14 protein-coding genes and 1 tRNA gene are annotated in these 19,889 nt (G+C 57.7%); 7 read left to right on the top strand and 8 right to left on the bottom strand.

Translation table 11 applies throughout. The features are described from left to right. The first annotated feature begins 190 nt into the window (after positions 1–190). Positions 191–1,012 carry an IclR family transcriptional regulator gene (locus tag ACR0MJ_RS12875; RefSeq protein WP_170512457.1) on the top strand — a complete coding sequence of 274 codons (822 nt, stop codon included), beginning with the start codon at positions 191–193 and terminating at the stop codon, positions 1,010–1,012. 7 nt (positions 1,013–1,019) lie between these two features. On the opposite strand, the gene ACR0MJ_RS12870 is transcribed toward ACR0MJ_RS12875, so the two are convergent. Both ACR0MJ_RS12870 and putA read right to left on the bottom strand, forming a co-directional pair. Then, a complete protein-coding gene (locus ACR0MJ_RS12870; protein ID WP_480761235.1) occupies positions 1,020–1,763 on the bottom strand; it encodes a rhomboid family intramembrane serine protease in 744 nt (247 codons plus the stop codon). Positions 1,764–1,805: 42 nt separating this feature from the next. Further along, entirely contained in the window at positions 1,806–5,204 is a 3,399-nt protein-coding gene (gene putA, locus ACR0MJ_RS12865) for a bifunctional proline dehydrogenase/L-glutamate gamma-semialdehyde dehydrogenase PutA (protein WP_480761233.1), read from the bottom strand. A 103-nt stretch (positions 5,205–5,307) separates the two neighbouring features. On the opposite strand from putA, the gene ACR0MJ_RS12860 reads away from it, so the two are divergent. Then, the gene (locus ACR0MJ_RS12860; protein ID WP_170401672.1) at positions 5,308–5,784 is read left to right on the top strand and encodes a winged helix-turn-helix transcriptional regulator; all 477 of its coding nucleotides are present in this window, start codon (positions 5,308–5,310) and stop codon (positions 5,782–5,784) included. 40 nt (positions 5,785–5,824) lie between these two features. After that, positions 5,825–6,385, top strand: coding sequence for a tetratricopeptide repeat protein (locus ACR0MJ_RS12855; protein ID WP_170401669.1), 561 nt, complete (start codon positions 5,825–5,827; stop codon positions 6,383–6,385). 61 nt (positions 6,386–6,446) lie between these two features. Here the strand turns inward: ACR0MJ_RS12855 and ACR0MJ_RS12850 are convergent, their stop codons facing one another. Further along, positions 6,447–8,336 carry a PhoX family protein gene (locus ACR0MJ_RS12850; RefSeq protein ID WP_480761232.1) on the bottom strand — a complete coding sequence of 630 codons (1,890 nt, stop codon included), beginning with the start codon at positions 8,334–8,336 and terminating at the stop codon, positions 6,447–6,449. A 177-nt stretch (positions 8,337–8,513) separates the two neighbouring features. Beyond that, a complete protein-coding gene (locus tag ACR0MJ_RS12845; RefSeq protein ID WP_480761231.1) occupies positions 8,514–10,160 on the bottom strand; it encodes a hypothetical protein in 1,647 nt (548 codons plus the stop codon). Positions 10,161–10,452: 292 nt separating this feature from the next. Here ACR0MJ_RS12845 and ACR0MJ_RS12840 point away from each other — a divergent pair. The 4 genes from ACR0MJ_RS12840 to ACR0MJ_RS12825 all read left to right on the top strand — a co-directional run bounded on the left by ACR0MJ_RS12840 (position 10,453) and on the right by ACR0MJ_RS12825 (position 15,476). After that, positions 10,453–10,526: transfer RNA gene (locus ACR0MJ_RS12840), tRNA-Gly, on the top strand. 143 nt (positions 10,527–10,669) lie between these two features. Further along, a complete protein-coding gene (locus ACR0MJ_RS12835) occupies positions 10,670–12,490 on the top strand; it encodes an ABC transporter transmembrane domain-containing protein (protein ID WP_170661870.1) in 1,821 nt (606 codons plus the stop codon). 160 nt (positions 12,491–12,650) lie between these two features. Further along, positions 12,651–14,540 (top strand): acyl-CoA synthetase, encoded by a 1,890-nt coding sequence (locus ACR0MJ_RS12830; RefSeq protein ID WP_480761230.1) that lies wholly within the window; start codon positions 12,651–12,653, stop codon positions 14,538–14,540. Between the two features lie 12 nt (positions 14,541–14,552). Continuing rightward, positions 14,553–15,476, top strand: coding sequence for an alpha/beta hydrolase (locus ACR0MJ_RS12825; RefSeq protein ID WP_170420683.1), 924 nt, complete (start codon positions 14,553–14,555; stop codon positions 15,474–15,476). Positions 15,477–15,482: 6 nt separating this feature from the next. Here ACR0MJ_RS12825 and ACR0MJ_RS12820 read toward each other — a convergent pair whose 3' ends face one another. From ACR0MJ_RS12820 to ACR0MJ_RS12805, 4 genes are all read right to left on the bottom strand, one after another. Then, complete coding sequence (locus ACR0MJ_RS12820) at positions 15,483–16,319, bottom strand: alkaline phosphatase family protein (protein WP_170401655.1); 837 nt, start codon at positions 16,317–16,319, stop codon at positions 15,483–15,485. Between the two features lie 162 nt (positions 16,320–16,481). Then, a complete protein-coding gene (locus ACR0MJ_RS12815; protein WP_170392262.1) occupies positions 16,482–18,119 on the bottom strand; it encodes an ABC transporter ATP-binding protein in 1,638 nt (545 codons plus the stop codon). Further along, positions 18,116–18,931, bottom strand: a complete 816-nt coding sequence (locus ACR0MJ_RS12810; protein ID WP_170392918.1) for an ABC transporter permease — start codon at positions 18,929–18,931, stop codon at positions 18,116–18,118. The genes ACR0MJ_RS12815 and ACR0MJ_RS12810 overlap by 4 nt, the downstream gene beginning before the upstream one ends. Next, entirely contained in the window at positions 18,931–19,887 is a 957-nt protein-coding gene (locus ACR0MJ_RS12805; RefSeq protein ID WP_480761229.1) for an ABC transporter permease, read from the bottom strand. Before ACR0MJ_RS12805 ends, ACR0MJ_RS12810 begins: the two co-directional genes overlap by 1 nt. Between the last annotated feature and the right edge of the window lie 2 nt (positions 19,888–19,889).

Raw genomic sequence — 19,889 nt, 5'->3', positions numbered from 1 at the left:
TGCTTTGGGCCCAAGTGTCGCTTGAACGGTTGTGTGTTGCAATTTTCTTGAAAAATATTTTCATTTTATCCGTTAAATTGATAAGATGCTGAAACGGATAGGAATTCAGTTTATCAAAATGATCTCTGAGAATTCCGGGCCAAAAAAATTGGTTCGAGTTTTCGGGGGGGATCCGAAGGTCAGGTGAGAAATGGAAGCGCAAAAGCGGCCGCGCGGCAGACCCAAATCGCTGTTTAAAGAAAGTTCGGCCGGGACCATGCAATCATTGGATCGGGCGCTGGGCGTACTGACCACTGTTGCCCGGCTAGAGCGCGTCGCGCTGAGCGATCTTGCCCGCGAGGTTGATGTTCCGACAGCCACCACGCATCGCATTCTGGTGACACTGCAAAAACATGGGTTCGTATCCTTTGATGAGGAACGGCAGGAATGGCTGGTCGGAATCGAAGCCTATCGGACCGGTGCGTCTTTTCTGCGGCGCAACAGCGTTCTGGAAATCGGCAGGCCGATCCTGCGGCGTCTGATGCAAGACAGCGGTGAGACCGCAAATCTGGCCGTACCCGATGGAGCAGAGGTGGTCTTTGTCGGGCAGGTCGAAACTCAGAACCCCATCCGGGCCTTCTTTCCACCCGGTGCGCGGACGCCCATGTATGCGTCCGGTACAGGAAAGGCTATTCTCGCTGCGTTGAGCGAAGAGAGTTTAGGCAAAGTTCTGGGCCGGATTGATCCGGTTGCTTTCACTGAAAATACGCAGTTGCCCGCTTCGGGCCTGTATGCAGATCTGGCTGAAACTCGTACCCGAGGTTGGTCTTACGATCACGAAGAACGGTATGAAGGTATGTCTTGCATTGGTGCGGCCATCTTCAATGACAGGGCTGAGCCTTGCGCCGGTATCTCGGTATCCGGACCCACCGTAAGGTTCAGCCGTGAACGCGCGCCCGAGTTGGGCGATCTGGTCATGCGCGCGGCGCAAGAGATCACCCACCTGAGCGGCGGTAGGCTACCCAAGAGCTGACGCTTGATTATTTGCGCGGCACTCTGGGGATGCGTGATTGCGAGAGTTTGTACTTGTGTTCCGGATGCGGTGGATGGCCGTGGGTGCGGTTCCAGAACCCAGTCCCTCCACGCCTGAGCCATAGGGGGATGCACAGTATCAAACCAACAAAGAACCCTCCGGTATGCGCCCAATAGGCAACGCCACCTTCATCGGGATTGCTGGAGAGGCTGCCAAGGAATTGCAGGCCCAGCCAGACACCCAGCATGATAAAGGCCGGGATAGTGAAGATCCGGATATAGACGATCAGAATCAGCAGGATATCTACGCGCGCTTTTGGGAAAAGCAGAAGATAGCCGCCCATGACACCGGCTATCGCTCCGGACGCGCCAATTGTTGGCACCACCGAATCCGGTGCCGAAATGACGTGAATCAGCCCCGCTCCGATTCCCGCCAGCAGATAGAACACGAGAAACAGCACATGCCCCATTTCGTCTTCGAGGTTATCGCCGAATATCCACAGAAACAGCATGTTTCCCGCCAGATGCATCCAGCCCCCATGCAGGAACATTGACGTCACGAGTGTCTCGAACCCATAGCCGTCAGTTATCCGGGCAGGAATGACCGCGTAGTCAATATAAAGCTGATTGATCAGCCGCGCATTCTCCATGACACCCACATAGCTGAGGAAGATCAGTATGTTCGCAGCCATAAGGGCATAAACAACAAACGGAGTACGCCCCGAAGGCTTATGGTCTCGGATCGGAAACATGGCGCGACGCTGGGCTTTTCGCCGCCCAGCGTCAAGGTCCGGTTATGCCGCACCTCCCAGAAGGGCGGCGTTGCCTCCGGCGGCGGTGGTGTCGACACAGACATGGCGTTCCCCCAGCACCCGCGCACGGTCGGGCTGCCCGGGGATCAGCGGGATGATCGGGCCATCGCGCCGGGCCAGGTGCTGTTCGATCTGGCGGGCAGTGTCATCGTCGCCCCACCACAGAACGCCCGAGAAACCGGTCAGGTTTTCAAGGCGGTGCAGGTCCAATGTGCCGGTCATCTGGATCGCAGTACCACCCAACGATTTGACCGCATCCGCCTGAGCCTTGGCGGCCTCGGCCCCCGGACCCATGCACAAAAGCGGCGCACGGGCATATTCGGTCAGGCGGTTTGATTCGCCGGTGGGACCGGGCAGAGATTGGGTGCTGGGCGTTGCAGGTTGCCCTTCGGGCGCACCTGGTTCAGCCGAACTGTCCCAGCGTCCCGAAGCATTCTGCCGATCAGGCGCGCAGAACCGTGCCATATAGTTCGGGCCGCCCGCCTTGGGGCCGGTGCCGGACAGACCTTCGCCGCCGAAGGGTTGCGAACCGACGATCGCGCCGATCTGGTTGCGGTTGACGTAGATATTACCGGCATGGATCGCCTCGGTCACATGCTGCACCCGGTCGTCGATACGCGTGTGCAGGCCGAAGGTCAGGCCGTAGCCCGTGGCATTGATATCCGCGATGACCTTGTCGATCTCTTGTGCCTTGAACCGGGCGACGTGCAGCACCGGGCCGAACACCTCGCGCTCTAGCGCCGAGATGCCGGGTATTTCGATCAGTGCCGGTGCGATGAATGTACCCTCGGGAGGCGTTGTCATCTCTTTCAGCACCCGTCCTTCGGCACGAGCGCGAGCCACGTGGTCCGCGATGGTTTGCCGGGCTTGCGCGTCAATGACCGGACCACAATCGGTCGAGATCAGCCAGGGATCATCCACCTGCAAAGCGTCCATCGCCCCTTGCAGCATGGTCAGAACGTCATCGGCAATATCCTCTTGCAGATAGAGGCAGCGCAGGGCCGAGCATCGCTGGCCTGCCGATTGGAACGCGCTTTCGATAATCGACTGCACGGCTTGTTCCGGCAACGCGGTGCTGTCTACGATCATCGCGTTCAGGCCGCCGGTCTCGGCGATCAATGGCGTGCCCGGACGCATATGCTGTGCCATGGCGGATCGGATTTTCAACGCGGTCGCGGTCGAGCCGGTAAAGGCCACGCCCGAGACGCGTTCATCCGACGTCAACGCCGCGCCCACTTTCGGCCCACCCGGAAGCAGTTGCAGCGCATCGCGTGGAACACCTGCTTCGTGCATCAGCTGAACTGCGCGATGGGCGATCAGTGGCGTTTGCGGGGCAGGTGCCGCCAGCACGGCATTGCCAGTGGCCAACGCAGCCGATATCTGCCCGGTGAAGATCGCCAGAGGGAAGTTCCACGGGCTGATGCAGGTGAATATTCCGGCGGGTTTGGCGGCAGGAATATTGGCGGCGTAGTAGCGCAGGAAATCAACCGCTTCGCGCAGCTCGGCAACTGCATCGGGCACAGATTTTCCGGCTTCGCGGGCGAGCAGGGCAAACAGCTCTCCAAAATGCGCTTCGTAGAGATCGGCTGCTTTATTTAGAATGTCAGCGCGCTTCTCGGCTGAGGCCTGCCATGGGCAAGCGCTGGCCAACGCCAGTTCCACGTCTTCGGGGCTGGCCGCAGCAACCGAACCGGGGCGATCCTGCGGTTGCGCAGGATTGATCACGGGAGTGTCTGCCAAAGGCTGTGCATCATCCGACAATAAGGGGCGGGCGTACCAATGATGGGCGCGGAAGGCGTCGCGTGCGATGTCAATCTGGTCCAGCGTCGGCGTATGGTGCAGATCAAAGCCTTTCGAGTTTGGGCGTTCCGGTGCGAACAACTCAGGCCCGGTTGGCAGCGGTTTGCCAGGTGTTTGAACGGCCACGAACGGATCTGCGGCAACGGTTTCTGGGGCGACTTCCTCATCAACGATCTGATTGACGAACGAGGAATTTGCCCCGTTTTCCAGAAGGCGACGTACCAGATAGGCCAACAGATCCCGATGCGCGCCGACCGGAGCATAGATACGGCAGCGCGAGGTCCGCTTGTTGCGCACGATCTGATGCAGGGTCTCACCCATCCCGTGCAGGCGCTGGAATTCGAATGGCTGGCCGTCCGCCATATGTAGGATGGCGCTGACCGTATGGGCGTTATGCGTGGCAAATTGCGGATAGATACGGTCGGTCATTCCCAGCAGTTTGCGGGCGTTGGCGATATAGGACACATCCGTCGCCGCCTTATCGGTGAAGACCGGAAAACCATCGACGCCCTCGACTTGCGCGCGCTTGATCTCGGTATCCCAATAAGCGCCCTTTACCAGCCGCACCATCAGCTTGCGGTCGTGCCGCTGGGCCATCTCGTAGAGCGTATCCAGCACCAACCCGGCGCGTGGGCCGTAGGCTTGCACGACGATGCCGAACCCGTCCCAACCGGCCAGTGCAGGCTCTGCCATAACTTCTTCGATCACCTGCAGCGAGAGCGACAGGCGATCGGCCTCTTCCGCGTCAACGTTCAGCCCCATGCCCGCTGCCTTGGCCAGCAAAGCCAGCGCGCGCAGCCGGGGCACCAGTTCGTCCATCACCCGTTGTTCCTGTGCCAGCTCATAACGGGGGTGCAGGGCCGACAGCTTGACCGAGATGCCCGGATTCTCGCGAATGTCTTTATGGGTGCAGGCCTCGGCAATAGCGGCGATCGCGCGCGAGTAAGACAGGTGATAGCGGGCAGCATCGGCCTCGGTACGTGCCGCCTCGCCCAGCATGTCGTACGAGTAGGTATAGCCCTTATCTTCCATTCCTTTGGCGCGCTTCATGGCGGATTGAATGGTTTCGCCCAAAACGAACTGACGCCCCATTTCTTTCATCGCACGACCAACGGCGGTGCGGATCACTGGTTCACCCAGCCGCTTGATGGCCCCTCGCAGCGCGCCGACGGGCGAGGATTTGTCTTCGTCCAGGACCCGGCCTGTTAGCATCAACGCCCATGTCGACGCGTTCACCAGTGACGAGGATGATTGTCCCAGGTGTTTTCCCCAGTCTGACGGGGCGATCTTGTCTTCGATCAGTGCGTCAATGGTATCCGCATCTGGTACACGCAACAGCGCCTCGGCCAAACACATAAGCGCAACGCCTTCATCTGTGGACAGGCCGTATTCAGCCAGAAACACTTCCATCATGCCAGGCGACGTGCTTGAGCGGATGTCGCGCACCAGCTGTGCTGCAGCCTCACAAATGGCCGTTCGGTCGGCCTCTGACAGCTTGGCCTGATAGATCAGCGCGTCCAGTACAGTGGACTGGTCGGCATAAGTCTGAGTGTCGATTTTGGTGCGTAGGCTGTGTGACATGTGTACTCCGGGGCTTTTGCCTAATATAACCGCCTATAGTCAGGAGAATGGACCGAATTTCCTCGAATTCTGGTCGAATTGACTGAAATATAGGAGCCTGATTATGCAAAACGACTTGTCCAGCCTTGATCGCTTTGACCGTGCGATCCTTACGGCATTAGCTGAAGATGGCCGCATCTCAGTGACGGACCTTGCGCGCAGGATCGGCTTGTCAAAATCGCCGACACAGGCGCGGCTCAAGCGGCTTGAGGCTGACGGGATCATCACAGGCTATCGCGCCATGTTGGACCCGATCCGTCTGGGCCTTGACCATGTGGCCTTTGTCGAGGTGCGTCTCACAGATACTCGTGAAAAAGCACTGGCCGAGTTCAATGCAGCGGTGCGCAGAGTTGCTGAGATTGAACAGGCTCATATGATCGCGTCCAACTTTGACTATCTGCTTAAAATCCGGACCCGATCGATGACAGAATACCGCACGGTGCTAGCCGAGAAAATCTCATCCCTGCCGCATGTTGCCAACACCTCCACCTTCGTTGCGATGGAGGCGGTGAAAGAAACCGGGTTGCTGGCTCCGCTATAAAGCAGTTGACCTAAACGCCTGATGGATCAGGTTAGAGAGGATGAAAAACGTACTTATCGTTGCCATACTCGCTGGTTCTGCCGCTCAGGCTTCTGCAGATTGCCCGGTTGCGCCGGATCATATTTCTGGCGTCGACGCCCTGATTGCGCAAGCCCAAACCGCGTCGTCTGAGCGCGAGGCGCGGGGTATTTCGGGACGGATGTGGCAACTCTGGACCGATGCGCCGGACGCCCGATCTCAAACCCTGTTGGATCGCGGGATGTCTCTGCGCGAGTCTTGGGATTTGACCGGTGCGCTGGCCGAGTTTGACGCTCTGGTCGCTTATTGCCCGGATTATGCCGAGGGGTACAATCAGCGGGCATTCGTCAACTATTTGCAGCAGGATTACGGTGCGGCCCTGATCGATCTGGATCGGGCCATTGAGCTGTCCCCGAACCATGTAGCGGCGCTTAGCGGGCGGGCATTATCGCTGTTGGGTCTCAAGCGGCTGGACGAAGCGCGAACGGCGCTGAACCATGCACTCGAACTGAACCCGTGGCTTTCAGAACGTGCCTTGCTTGCGCCGGGCGGGCTGCTTGATCCACCGGGTGAGGATATTTGAATTGAGACGAAAAAGCGGCCCGGAACCGAAGTTCAGGGGCGCTTTTGATGCAAGGGCTTGATTAGCCGACCAGCCCGTTGTCGGTGCGTTTGATCGCAATCACCGACGAACGCGGCGTACCGCCATCGGGCCAATTGCTGCCCGGATGCTGGATGCCAACAAACATGGTGCGCAGGTCGGTCGACCAGGCCAGACCGGTGACTTCACAGCCATTCGGGCCGGTCATGAAGCGCACAATCTCCCCGGTCACGGGATCGCCAACTAGCATCTGGTTATTGCCGTTTCCTGCGAATTCTTCCTCGTTGTCATCATTCCCGTCTGTCTGAATCCAGACCAGACCGGTCGAATCGATGGCCATGCCGTCGGGTGAGTTGAACAGGTTGCCTTCGTTCACATTTGCCGATCCGCCACGGTTATCCGAATGAACAGTTGGGTTTCCGGCCATGACATAGAGATCCCAATCAAAGCCAGTGGCCGCGTGATCTTCATCCGCTGGACGCCAGCGCACGATCTGGCCGTATTTGTTGGCCTCGCGCGGGTTAGGGCCGTTGACTGCAGTGTCATCACCCCCAGCATTTGGCTTAACTCCACGGTTCTTGTTGTTGGTCAGGCAGCAATATGCCTCGACCGCAACAGGGCTTGAGGCCACCCATTCCGGGCGGTCCATTGTGGTGCCGCCCGCAGCCGATGCGGCCATACGGGTAAAGATCAGAATTTCGGCCGCGTCCATGCCGGTTGTTTCCGGCGTCAGCGGCAGCCATTCGCCGCTCATGTCGTCATTGAACTTGGCGACATATAGCGTGCCGTCATTCAACAAGCCCTGAGTGTCGACACCGGGCGCATAGGCCGCGTTCGAGACGAACCTGTAAAGATACTCGCCACGTTCATCGTCGCCCATATAGACCACAACACGACCGTCCGCAGCCAGCGCGACCTCAGCATTTTCATGCTTGAAGCGACCAAGGCCGGTGTGCTTGACCGGAGTGCTGTCGGGTTTGGTCGGGTCGATTTCAACGATCCAGCCTGCGCGGTGCGGCTCATTGGGGTTTTTCGAGGTGTCGAAGCGGGGGTCAAACAGTTCGTAGCCATTCCAGCTTTCGGCTTTGATGCCATAGCGTTTCATGCCGTCCGCGACCTTCTGATCGTAGCTGGCATTCTCGTCAGAGGAACCAAAGTAGCCGTTGAAATTTTCTTCGCAGGTCAGGTAGGTGCCCCACGGTGTCTTGCCGGAACCACAGTTGTTCATGGTGCCCAGCGACGCGGTTCCTGTCGGATCGGCCTCGGTCTTCAGTAGGTCATGACCAGCGGCGGGGCCGACGATCTTCATCGGAGTGTTGTGGTGGATCCGGCGGTTGAAGGGGCTGTCCTTCACCACAGACCAGCCCTCCGGGCTTTCCTTGATCTCCATCACGGTCACGCCCTGGATGTTCTGCAACTTCAGAACATCATCGGCACTGGTCGGAACACCTTCCTGCGCGGCAGGCAGGTTGATCTTGCGGTTCGGGTACTCGTGGTTGATCGCAATCAGCTCGTGACCCCGGAACGAGAATGTCTCCATCCCATCCGTATTCTCGCCAAAAACCTTGTCCGAGTTTTCAACCTTACCGCCATCGGTCAAATCGTATCCATCGGCCTCGGAAAACAGCGGATCGCCCCAGCGCATTAGCATGTTCCACTCATAACCTTCCGGCACGTGGACTGTCCCATCAGTCTGGGCAGGAAACGGCGTGAAGGCAAAGCGTTGTGCATCGACCGCCTGTGCTGAAGTTGAGCCCAACAAACCAGCGCCCATCGCCGCAGCGCCCGACCCAAATGCCACAACTCCTGACAGGAAACCCCGTCGCGAGATAGCGCTTTCAACCACGCGGTCGAAGTCGTGTTCATCCGGGCGGGGGAAGTGCAACTCATCCCAATCGTCGGCGGAAAGGGTGGTGAGATCGACGTCTGTCATGGATAGCTCCTGGCTGTCTGAACTAAGAATCGCCCCGTGGGTGTAGAGCGATCACATGACAGGAAATTGACTGTCTGAGCAAAGCTTCTTTTGATCTGCGCCGCGTACAGATTGACGCCGATCTACCTGCGGCGCTGATCAATGTTTAGGCGAATCTATCGCCAAACGACCAGAAGCCTAAGCCGCCTTTGCCTTTCTGCGGCAATAACATGAGGCATGGATAGGCACCGTGGCCCGTGCAGCAGCTTTGTCCAGTTGCAGCTTGATATGACGGGCCTCCGTCGTTTCACCGCGACGGATCAGGCATTCATGCAGGCCATGAAGGCTCCAGATATTGCCGGGATGCTGGCAAGCACGGGCGAGCGTGTCGTCCAGACCCAGATCGGCCCGATAGACGGCCTCGGCCTCATCGAATTGACCGTCTTCCATCAACAAGGCACCCAGAGCGTGCCTTGTTGGCTGCATCCATCCCCATGGCTCGTCATAAACCAGATTGTCATCCAACTCGACCGAGCGGCGCAGATGATCAAGCCCACCTTCACGGTCACCGGATTTGAACGCGATCTCTCCATCCATCATCGCCTCGCCGATCATCAAAACATCCTCGGCGGTGTTGTTGAATACCAGTCGACTTTCCGGGACGGCTTTTCTGGCCTGAACGGCCACTTTGCGTGCATGCGCTGCATCGTCCATACGACCCAAATTGGCCAGAGCCACAGAGCGCGCCTGATGAATTGCGGCGGTGGTATAGCTGTATAACTCCGCGTCGCCGGGCATGGGTTCATCCAGAATTTCCTGCCACATGCCGAAGCGAACCATGACATGGACCTTCTTGCCATAGAAGGATTCGAACAAATCCGGGAAGTAACGGATCACATTGTCCGGCAATAATCGCATCAATTCCTCGGACGCAGCCAGGGCCAATTCGGGTTGCCCAAGGAACATGGCCCCATAGGCTTCAAAATGTACGTTGTGGACGCGATAGACGGTATAGAAGTTCTCACCCCCGGCCATGGCTTCATATTTCTTGTCGACCGCTGCGGCTCGGTGATTGCGCCAGACCACATTCTGATAGTCGCCGCACAACACGTCGATATGCGTCGCCATGTGAACTAGATGCCCGCTGTCGGGCACCAGATCGACCAGCCGATCCCCGTGTCGCAGCGCCTTTTCCGGAGTGGGCGACATCTCCATCAAGTGGATATACATATGCAGCAGGCCGGGATGATCCCAGGCACCGGGAAGCGTTTCAAAGGCCCTTTCCAGAACGGCTTGTGCCTCGGTGGTGGATGCCCCTTCGGCGGGCACGCCTTTCTTGAGATCCCATAGCTGCCAGGGCGTTCGGTTCATCAAGGATTCGGCAAACACAGATGAGACATCCAGGTCGTCCGGATGATCGGAATAAACCGCGCGCATCGAATCGGCGAACGCGTCGTTCCACGGGGCGTAATCTTCGATCTCGGGGTCCGACGGGATATGTTGTGAGATCGCTTCGATCAGCGCCGCCTCGACCGGGGTAGAGGATGCGCGCAATGCCATCGCCGCTTCGATTGCCTGACGCGACCGATCAAGGGTTGCAACTTTTTCATCGGGCTCGAAGAACTCCCATGGTTTGTTGTAATTTGGACCAATCGCATAGGCGATGCCCCAATGGGCCATACCGCATTTCGGGTCATGAGTAATGGCCTGTTCGAAACAGGCGGCAGCGGCCTCGTGGTTATACCCGAACAACCAGATGAGCCCCTGATCGAACAGTTTCTGAGCTTCGCTTGATGAAGTGGTAACAGCACGGCGATACGTGCCGAGGTCAAATTCGGTCATCATTCAATCCCCCGCTAAAATTCCGCCGAGGACGGGCAAACAGCGCCGGACGACGGATTTTCGAACTATAGCACATTTTCGTGAATGGCGTCGCGGAGCGCGGAAAATGCTCTTTTGAGCGTTTGCAATGATCCAGCCCGCCTGATCAGTTAAGAACACTCGCCGAAAAGCACCCGGCTGTTCGCACGTGTCGATCCTGGCAAAATGGACCTTTCAAATCACAGTGCGAGGCGCATTTGATTGAAACATCCTCTTGACGTCAAATTTCGTATGAAATAGGTGGTGGGCTCGCTGAGCGGGCGTTGTGTAGTGGTAAGACCTTAGCCTTCCAAGCTAATGACGCGGGTTCGATTCCCGCCGCCCGCTCCAGTTGATCCCTCACACAAGTTGCGTCATTTAGCCCTTATCGGGTTGCAAAACTTTGTCTTCAGCTTGACCCCAAACGCCTCTGACGCCAAGAAGCTGGGAATGATGCCTGATCAGGGCGATCGACCAAAATACAAGGGCCAGACATGGCAAGAACCAGCGCCGCCAGTCCAGCGAACAATTCGGCTCCGCGTGCACAGGAAGAGCGTGCGCGGTCAAAGAAAATAGGCGTACTGCGGTCATTGTGGCCGTTTATGAAGCCCTATCGACTGCTGATGATCGGCGCGACACTGGCGTTGATCCTGACAGCCAGCATGACGCTGACATTGCCCTTGGCTGTGCGGCGTGTGGTCGACAATTTCCGCATCGAAGATGGTGATTTGCTTGAATGGTACTTTCTGGCCGCCCTCGGTATTGCCGGGATTCTCGCCGTGGGTACGGGTATTCGCTATGCTTTGGTGACCCGGTTGGGTGAACGTGTGGTGGCCGATATCCGAAAGGCGGTTTTTGACCGCGTGATCGGGATGAGCCCCGAGTTTTACGAGCGCATCATGACCGGCGAAGTTCTGAGCCGGATCACCACCGACACAACGCTGATCCAATCGGTGCTGGGATCGTCTGTGTCCATCGCGCTCCGCAATCTTTTGATGTTCGTCGGCGGACTGGTGCTGATGCTGCTGACGTCGGCCAAGCTGACTGGGATGGTGTTGCTGCTGATTCCGCTGGTGGTTGTGCCAATATTGGTACTGGGCCGCAGGTTACGGGTGATCAGCCGGGAAAATCAGGACTGGATTGCGGCGTCCTCTGGAAATGCCGGCGAGGCGTTGGGTGCGGTGCAAACCGTGCAGGCTTTTACTCATGAGGACGCCAGCAGGACGCAGTTCGGAGAGATGACAGAAACTTCGTACGAAGTTTCTCTGCGTCGGATCCAGACCCGTGCGATTCTGACCGTCATTGTGATCTTTCTCGTCTTCTCGGGCATCGTTGGCGTGCTGTGGATGGGTGCGAATGATGTGCGTAACGGGGTTATGACCGAGGGCGTGTTGATCCAGTTTGTGATCTATTCGATCATCATGGCGGGTTCAGTCGCGGCGTTGTCCGAAATCTGGAGCGAGTTGCAGCGCGCTGCAGGTGCGACGGAGCGTTTGGTCGAGCTGCTGAACGCTGAGGATACCGTCAATGATCCGTCGCAGGCCAAGGATTTGCCTGTACCCGTACGCGGAGAGATACGTTTTGACGATGTGACATTCCACTATCCCGCGCGCCCGGACGTCGTTGCGCTGGATCACTTGTCACTTCAAATCAAACCCGGGGAGACAGTGGCCTTTGTCGGCCCGTCTGGTGCGGGCAAGACAACAGTCATCCAGATGATTCAGCGGTTCTATGATCCCGATGCGGGACAGGTCAGCCTTGATGGGCTCGACCTGCGCGAGTTGAACCGTGACGACTTCCGTCAGCACATCGCGCTGGTCCCGCAAGACCCCGTGATCTTTGCCGCTTCGGCGCGCGAGAATATCCGCTTTGGCCGTCTGGACGCCTCAGACGCCGAAGTCGAGTCCGCCGCCCGAGCCGCTGCCGCGCATGAGTTCATCTCGGCTTTGCCCGAAGGGTATGACAGCTTTGTAGGCGAACGGGGCGTAATGCTGTCGGGTGGTCAGAAGCAACGTATCGCCATCGCACGTGCCATCCTGCGCGACGCACCGGTGCTGCTGCTGGACGAGGCGACCTCGGCTTTGGACGCAGAAAGCGAACGTGCGGTGCAGGGTGCGGTCGATAACATGAGGGCAGGGCGCACCACTCTGATCGTGGCGCACCGCCTGGCGACCGTTAAAAAGGCAGACCGGATTGTCGTGCTGGAAGCCGGGCGCATTGTGGCGCAGGGTACCCATAACGATCTGGTGGCGCAGGACGGTTTGTATGCCCGCCTCGCACGCTTGCAGTTCACCGACGGGGTGGCTGCAGAATAAAGTGACGCTCCGGCACATCTCGTTTCGCCGTAGCGTCATTCTACATATTCCCGGACCTGATCGCTAAGCCCTTGCTTGCGCATGGTGTGTTTTGCTTCCATCTTGGAGGTGACAAACAAGCCTGTGCGCGACACGGGAGACAGATCAGGGGAGGAGCCACATGGCCTTTGTGGGATTGGAAGACAAGGCGCGCATCGAGCAGGAGATGACGTGGGAGGATCGGGATGTACCCGTCACTTTCCACCAGCTGTTGTCGCGGACGGCGGGCAAGTTCCCGAACCACAAAGCGATCAGCTTTCAGTTGATGTCTGGACCGAGTGACAAGGCTGAGACGCTGACATGGTCCGAACTGCTGGGCAAGGTCAACCAAGCGGCCAATCTGTTCCGTTCCCTTGGCATCGGAGAAAACGATGTGGTGGCTTATGTGCTGCCCAATTGCAACGAGACGCTGGTCACCATGATGGGCGGTGCGGTGGCCGGGATCGTGAACCCGATCAACCCATTGCTGGAGCCGGAGCAGATCGCGGCGATCCTGCGTGAGACCAAGGCGAAGGTCGTGGTCACGCTGAAATCCTTCCCCAAAACCGATGTAGCCCAAAAGGTTGAAGAGGCAGTACGCCACGCTCCGGGCGTCAACACGATCCTTGAGATCGACCTGAATCGCTATCTGACGCCGCCCAAATCCTGGCTTGTACCGTTCTTGCGCCCAAAGATGGGTGATAAAGAAAAGCTGGCCCATGCGGATTACAAGAACTTCCTTGATGAGCTGAACAAGCAGCCTAAAACGCTGAACTTTGAGGATAGCCAGAAAGATCGGGTGGCGTGCTACTTCCACACGGGCGGCACTACGGGCATGCCGAAAGTAGCGCAGCACAAATACTCGGGCCTTATCTACAATGGCTGGTTGGGCAACACGCTGCTCTTTGACGAAAACGACGTCATCATGTGCCCTCTGCCGATGTTCCATGTCTTTGCGGTGCATGTCATCGTGATGGCGGCGGTGTCGTCTGGTGCACATGTGGTATTCCCGACGCCTGCCGGGTATCGCGGTGATGGTGTATTCGACAATTTCTGGAAACTGATCGAACGCTGGAAGGTTTCGTTCATCATTACAGTGCCGACAGCGATTTCAGCCAAAATGCAGCGACCTGTGGATGCGGATATATCCAGCGTGAAAACGGCGTTTTCGGGATCAGCTCCGTTGCCGGTCGAACTGTTCCGTCGGTTTGAAGAAGCGACCGGCGTTACTATCGTCGAGGGCTACGGCCTGACCGAGGCCACTTGTCTGGTGTCATGCAACCCCGTGGATGGGGAAAAGAAGATCGGCTCGATCGGCATCCCGTTCCCCTATACGGACGTCAAAATCCTGCAGGAGGGGCCGGATGGACCAACCGAGTGCGGCGTAGATCAGATCGGTGAAATTTGCATCTCGAACCCCGGCGTATACGCGGGCAATACTTATACCGAGACCGATAAGAATACGAACCTCTATCATTTCGATAAATACCTGCGCACGGGCGATCTGGGACGGTTTGATGAGGACGGCTATCTGTGGATCACCGGTCGCGCGAAGGACCTGATCATTCGCGGCGGACACAATATCGATCCTGCAGAAATCGAAGAGGCCTTGCTGGGCCATGATGCCGTCGCCTTTGCAGGGGCCATCGGTCAGCCCGATGCGCATTCGGGTGAGGTGCCTTGCGCCTTTGTTGAACTGGTCGAGGGGGCCTCGGTCACTGAACAGGAGCTGATGGACTATTGCAAGGTCCACGTCCACGAACGCGCGGCACAGCCCAAGCACATGACCATTCTGGATGAATTGCCGAAAACCGCCGTTGGCAAGGTTTTCAAACCCGAACTGCGCAAGCAGGCCATCACTCGCATCTACAACGGTGCATTGGACGCCGCAGGCATTGAAGCGCGGGTCGTTTCGGTAATCGACGACAAGAAGAGGGGTCTTGTCGCGCAGCTTGACGCGAATGGGTCTTCCGAAGACGATGTCTCAAAAGTGCTGGGTTCGTTTACTCGGCCATGGGAGTGGTCTGAATAATTCGGAGGAACAATGGACTATGAACGTCTGATCGACGAGGAGACCTGGGGTTTCATCCGGCGCACAGCCGAGAGCTATCCGGATGATACAGTAGAGATGTCCATTGCTGACCAACGCCGGGTCTATGACGCGATGTGTCAGGACTTCCGCCAGCCGCGCCCACCTGGCATCGAGGTGCGCGACAGGTCTGCCGATGGCGTACCTGTTCGCATCTATAGTGCCGGTGACCCCACCCGGACCGTCGTCTACATACATGGTGGTGGGTTCGTCGTCGGGGGCTTGGATAGCCACGATGATGTTTGTGCTGAACTCTGCGCCCAGACGGGCTATCGGATCGTTTCGGTCGACTATCGGTTGTGCCCTGAGCATGTGCACCCGGCGCAGTTTCAGGATAGCTGGACCGCCACGAACTGGGTGGTTCAGGAATACGGCGAACCGATCGTGCTGGCCGGTGACAGCGCAGGTGGCAATCTGGCAGCAGCCGTTTCGCACCATGGTCGGGGGCGGTTGGAAAATGTGCTGGGGCAGGTCCTCATATATCCCGGCTTAGGCGGAGATATGTCGCAGGGGTCGTATATCGAACATGCCAATGCCCCGCTGCTGACATTGGACGATATCCGGTTTTATGAGACTGTTCGGTATCAAGGGACCACGCCCCAGAACGATCCTACCTTTGCACCGTTGCATGACGTCGATTTCTCGGGGCTACCGCCGACGGTGGTGGTGACCGCCGATTGCGATCCGCTGCGCGATGACGGGAAAGCTTATTGCGACCGGATCACAGCCGCAGGTGGGCAAGCCCAATGCATCAACGAGGCAGGTTTGGTCCATGGGTACCTACGCGCCAGAACATCTGTCGGGCGCGCAGCGGACAGCTTTGAACGCATTTCCGTGGCCATTGAGGCATTGGGGCAGGGGATTTGGTCCTACGACTGAACCGCGTCAGGTCAGGAACGGCTTGGCTTTCATCGTGTCCGCCACCGGCGCACCCATACGCTTAAGTATGGTTGGGGCTAGCTGAAGCTGGTCGATCACGGTATCCGGTTCAGGGCCTTTGGCCTCACCAAAATAGTAAAGCGCCGTTTCCTGCTGCAACGGGCTGCGACCACCGTGATGGCCGCGTTCGTCCTGACCATGATCAGCCGTCACGATGACGTCATAACCCAACTGCTGCCAACGCGGAATGAATGGGGCCAGCATTTCGTCCATGACGAAACAGGCATGGTCCATCTCGGCGCAATCGTGGAAGAAACGATGCCCCATGCTGTCCAGTGTGCAAGTGTGCAGGATGCCATAATCCAGTCCGAAGCGCAGACACAGGTTGGTGAGCGAGGCAAACAGATCGACATCGCTTGGCGTCATCTGGTTGGCGTTGCCATATCCCGTCATTGAATGAAAGCGACCATGGTTGATTGTCAGGTTGTCGGGCTCGTCATATTCAACATCGCGGACGTAGTCGAACGGGTGGCGATTGAAGAATTGAGACCAATAGCTGTGGGTGACCGCGCCGGTTACACCGCCTGCCTCACGCACCTGACTGAACACGTCCTTGTGGCTTAGTCGGAAGACGTTGCCGTTGCCTGTACAGCCATGCTCTTGCGGTGTGACCCCGGTGTGGATGGAGGCGTAGCAGCTGGCAGAGGTCGAGGGCAGCACAGAGCGGAGTTTCCAAACCCGGGCAGCACCGCTGTCGACCCACCCTTCAAGATTGCCAAACAGTCGACGAAAGTTGCGCCAGGGGACGCCGTCGAGGATGATCAAAAGCAGTTTGCGGTCCATGTTCCGGCCCTTGTTTCTGAGTATTCGTTCCGGCGAACCTATGAGATTCGTCCGGCTATGGCTGCGCATTTGCGCCCCAAATAGCAAAATCCCGACGTCTGCTTGTGTTCACAGCGCCGGGAATTTGAATGGTCTTCGGTGTTTCTATGAGAAAGGCGCGGATCAGTTCCCCGCGCTCTCCATTTTGCGGTGGGCGACAACCTCTTCCAGCCAGCCAAGATGCATCTCAGGCACCGAGCTAAGCAGCAAGTCTGTATAGTCGTCGAACGGAGGGCTTAGCACCTGACTCTTGGGACCGTAGCGAACCACCCGACCCTGGTACATCACCGCGATACTATCGCTGATCGCACGGACTGTCGCCAGATCGTGGGTGATGAACAGGTATGCCACATCCTCGATCTTTTGCAGATCCAGCAGCAGCTTGAGGATACCGTCCGCGACCAACGGGTCGAGCGCCGAGGTGACCTCATCACAGATGATCATCTTTGGCTTGGCTGCCAGCGATCGCGCGATACAGACACGCTGTTTTTGACCACCTGACAGTTCCGCCGGATAACGATCGATGAACTTCTCGCCCAGTTCGATCTCATCCAGCAGCTCAACGATCCGCTTGCGTTTCTCGGCGCCGCGCATGTTGAAGTAGAACTCGAGTGGGCGGCCGATAATCGTACCGACGGTCTGACGCGGGTTCATTGCCACGTCGGCCATCTGGTAGATCATTTGCAGCTCACGCAGGTCTTCACGCGTGCGGCCTTTCAGATCAGAGCTGAGCTTGCGGCCCGCAAAGGTAATCTCACCATCGCGGGGCGGAAGAAGCCCGGTGATGACCCGTGCCAGCGTAGACTTGCCCGACCCGGATTCACCCACAACCGCCAGTGTCTGCCCCGGATGAAGCTCGACGTTGACATTATGCAGCACGTCGAAGTTCAAGCCTTTGTAGCGCGCGGTGATACCATCGACGCTCAGCACGGGTTCAGGAGTTGGTTTTTTCTCTTCGTGCTCGATTGAGCGGACCGAAACCAGCGCCTGTGTGTACTCTTCTTGCGGGCGGTTGATGATCTGATCGGTATTTCCGTATTCGACCGTATCGCCCATCCGCAGCACCATGATGTCATCACTGACCTGGGCCACAACTGCCAGATCATGGGTGATATACAAGGCGGCAACGCCCGAGTCGCGAATGGCGTCTTTGATGGCCATCAGCACATCGATTTGGGTAGTCACGTCCAGTGCCGTGGTAGGTTCGTCAAAAACCACCAGATCAGGCTCAGGGCAAAGCGCCAGCGCCGTCATGCAGCGCTGCAGCTGTCCGCCCGAAACCTGGTGCGGGTAACGATCACCGATATTGTCAGGGTCGGGCAGACCCAGCTTGGCAAAAAGCTCACGCGCGCGGGCTTCAGCCTCTTTGCGCGAAAACTTCTTCTGCTCAACTGCGGCCTCGACCACTTGATCCATGATCTTCTTTGCGGGGTTGAACGATGCGGCGGCGGATTGGGAAACATATGTTACCTCACCACCGCGCAGTTTGCGGATATCCCCATGAGATGTCTTGAGGATATCACGCCCGTTTACCCAAACCTCGCCCCCGGTGATTTTCACACCGCCACGGCCATAGGCCATTGAGGCCAGACCGATGGTAGATTTGCCAGCCCCGGATTCGCCGATCAGACCCAGCACCTTGCCTGGCGCGAGGTCAAAGCTGACCCCGTGCACGATCTCGATGTCATGGGGCTTTTCACCCGGCGGATAGACGGTCGCGCCGATTTTGAGGTCGCGGACCTTGAGAAGGACATCACTCATCCCCGGCCTCCTTTCAGCGATGTGGTACGATTCAGGACCCAGTCAGCCACCAGGTTGACCGAGATTGCCAGCGTCGCAATGGCCACAGCGGGATAAAGCGCTGCGCCGATGCCATAGACGATGCCATCCTTGTTTTCTTTCACGATACCGCCCCAGTCAGCCAGCGGTGGCTGGACGCCCAGTCCCAGGAACGACAGGGTCGAGATGAACAGAACCATGAAGATGAACCGTAGCCCGAATTCGGCCACAAGTGGCGACAGCGCATTGGGCAGGATTTCCCGGAAGATGATCCAGGCGCGCCCTTCGCCGCGCAGCTTGGCGGCTTCAACATAGTCCATCACGTTGATGTCCACCGCTACGGATCGCGATAGACGATACGGGCGGGTGGCATCCAGTAAGCCCATAACAAGGATCAGGATCGGGACGGTCACCGGAACGATGGCCAGAATGACCAGTGCCAGGATCAGAGTCGGGATTGACATGATCAGATCCACCGTACGGCTGAGCGCCTGATCAGCCCATCCGCCCAGTACAGCAGCCAGCAGGCCCAGCGACGTACCGGTCAGAAAGCTGAGCAGCGTCGCCGCTGCCGCGATGAAGATTGTCGTGCGCCCGCCATAGATCATGCGGGTCAGCAGATCGCGACCGATATTGTCAGTGCCTAGCAGATGTTCGGAGCTGCTCGGCTCCCAGACGTCGCCGACGACTTCTGCCATTCCATAGGGTGCAATCAACGGGGCGGCGATCGCCACGAAGAAATAGGCGAAGGTGAAGATAAGGCCAATCAGAGCCGAAAGAGGAATGTTCTTTATCATTTCGGATGCCTCAGTCTTGGGTTGGCAAGGATCGACACGATATCTGCAACCATGTTCAGACCGATATAAACGGCCGCAAACACCACGCCGCAGGCCAGAACAACCGGCACATCTCGTTTGGTCACGGCATCCACAAGGTATTGCCCCATACCGGGATAGACGAACACAACCTCGACCACGACAACACCCACGACCAGATAGGCCAGGTTCAGCATGACGACGTTCACGATCGGTGAAATCGCGTTAGGAAAGGCATGGCGGGCAATAACCTGAAATGTGCTGAGGCCTTTCAATTCAGCGGTTTCGATATAGGCCGATTGCATGAGGTTCAGAATGGCCGCGCGCGTCATGCGCATCATCTGTGCCAGCACGACCAGCGTCAGAACAAAGGCAGGTAGCGCGATTGCATTCAACTTTTGTCCAAACGACATAGAATCATTGATCATCGCAAGCGACGAGAACCATCCCAATTTCACTGAGATATAGTAGATCACCACATAACCGATCAGAAACTCGGGGATCGAAACCGTCGTCAGGGTGATGGCTGAAATCAGTTTGTCGGGCCAGCGATTGCGGAACCGCACGGCAAGCAGCCCCAGAAAGATTGCAAGCGGTACGGAAACTATTGCTGCCACGCAAGCCAGGAACAGAGTGTTCCCAAGGCGTTTTCCAATACTCTCGGAGATATCAAGTTTGTTGGTCAGGGATTGACCCAGGTCACCCTGAAATATGCCGCCCAACCACTCGAAATAGCGTGTAAGGGCAGGGCGGTTCAGGCCCATTTCTTCGCGTAGGTTTGCCAAGGCCTCTGGAGTTGCGGACTGCCCCAGGACGGCTTGCGCGGCGTCTCCAGGTAGGGCTTCGGTTAGGCCGAAAATCAGGGCCGAAGCGCCGAGCAGCAAAAGGAGTCCCAGCGCCAGGCGCTGGGAAACCAATTTGATGATGGGATGCATTA

The organism is Ruegeria sp. C6 (genome assembly GCF_056537625.1).
Note: the sequence above shows the minus strand (reverse complement) of the source record. Positions and strands in the feature narration are given on the sequence as shown.

Bases quoted from the DNA above. Each gene is read 5' to 3' on its own strand.
- ACR0MJ_RS12875 (WP_170512457.1), top strand. From the start codon at position 191: ATGGAAGCGCAAAAGCGGCCGCGCGGCAGACCCAAATCGCTGTTTAAA.
- ACR0MJ_RS12870 (WP_480761235.1), bottom strand. From the start codon at position 1,763: ATGTTTCCGATCCGAGACCATAAGCCTTCGGGGCGTACTCCGTTTGTT.
- ACR0MJ_RS12850 (WP_480761232.1), bottom strand. From the start codon at position 8,336: ATGACAGACGTCGATCTCACCACCCTTTCCGCCGACGATTGGGATGAG.
- putA (WP_480761233.1), bottom strand. From the start codon at position 5,204: ATGTCACACAGCCTACGCACCAAAATCGACACTCAGACTTATGCCGAC.
- ACR0MJ_RS12805 (WP_480761229.1), bottom strand. From the start codon at position 19,887: ATGCATCCCATCATCAAATTGGTTTCCCAGCGCCTGGCGCTGGGACTC.
- ACR0MJ_RS12825 (WP_170420683.1), top strand. From the start codon at position 14,553: ATGGACTATGAACGTCTGATCGACGAGGAGACCTGGGGTTTCATCCGG.
- ACR0MJ_RS12845 (WP_480761231.1), bottom strand. From the start codon at position 10,160: ATGATGACCGAATTTGACCTCGGCACGTATCGCCGTGCTGTTACCACT.
- ACR0MJ_RS12815 (WP_170392262.1), bottom strand. From the start codon at position 18,119: ATGAGTGATGTCCTTCTCAAGGTCCGCGACCTCAAAATCGGCGCGACC.
- ACR0MJ_RS12835 (WP_170661870.1), top strand. From the start codon at position 10,670: ATGGCAAGAACCAGCGCCGCCAGTCCAGCGAACAATTCGGCTCCGCGT.
- ACR0MJ_RS12860 (WP_170401672.1), top strand. From the start codon at position 5,308: ATGCAAAACGACTTGTCCAGCCTTGATCGCTTTGACCGTGCGATCCTT.
- ACR0MJ_RS12820 (WP_170401655.1), bottom strand. From the start codon at position 16,319: ATGGACCGCAAACTGCTTTTGATCATCCTCGACGGCGTCCCCTGGCGC.
- ACR0MJ_RS12830 (WP_480761230.1), top strand. From the start codon at position 12,651: ATGGCCTTTGTGGGATTGGAAGACAAGGCGCGCATCGAGCAGGAGATG.
- ACR0MJ_RS12855 (WP_170401669.1), top strand. From the start codon at position 5,825: ATGAAAAACGTACTTATCGTTGCCATACTCGCTGGTTCTGCCGCTCAG.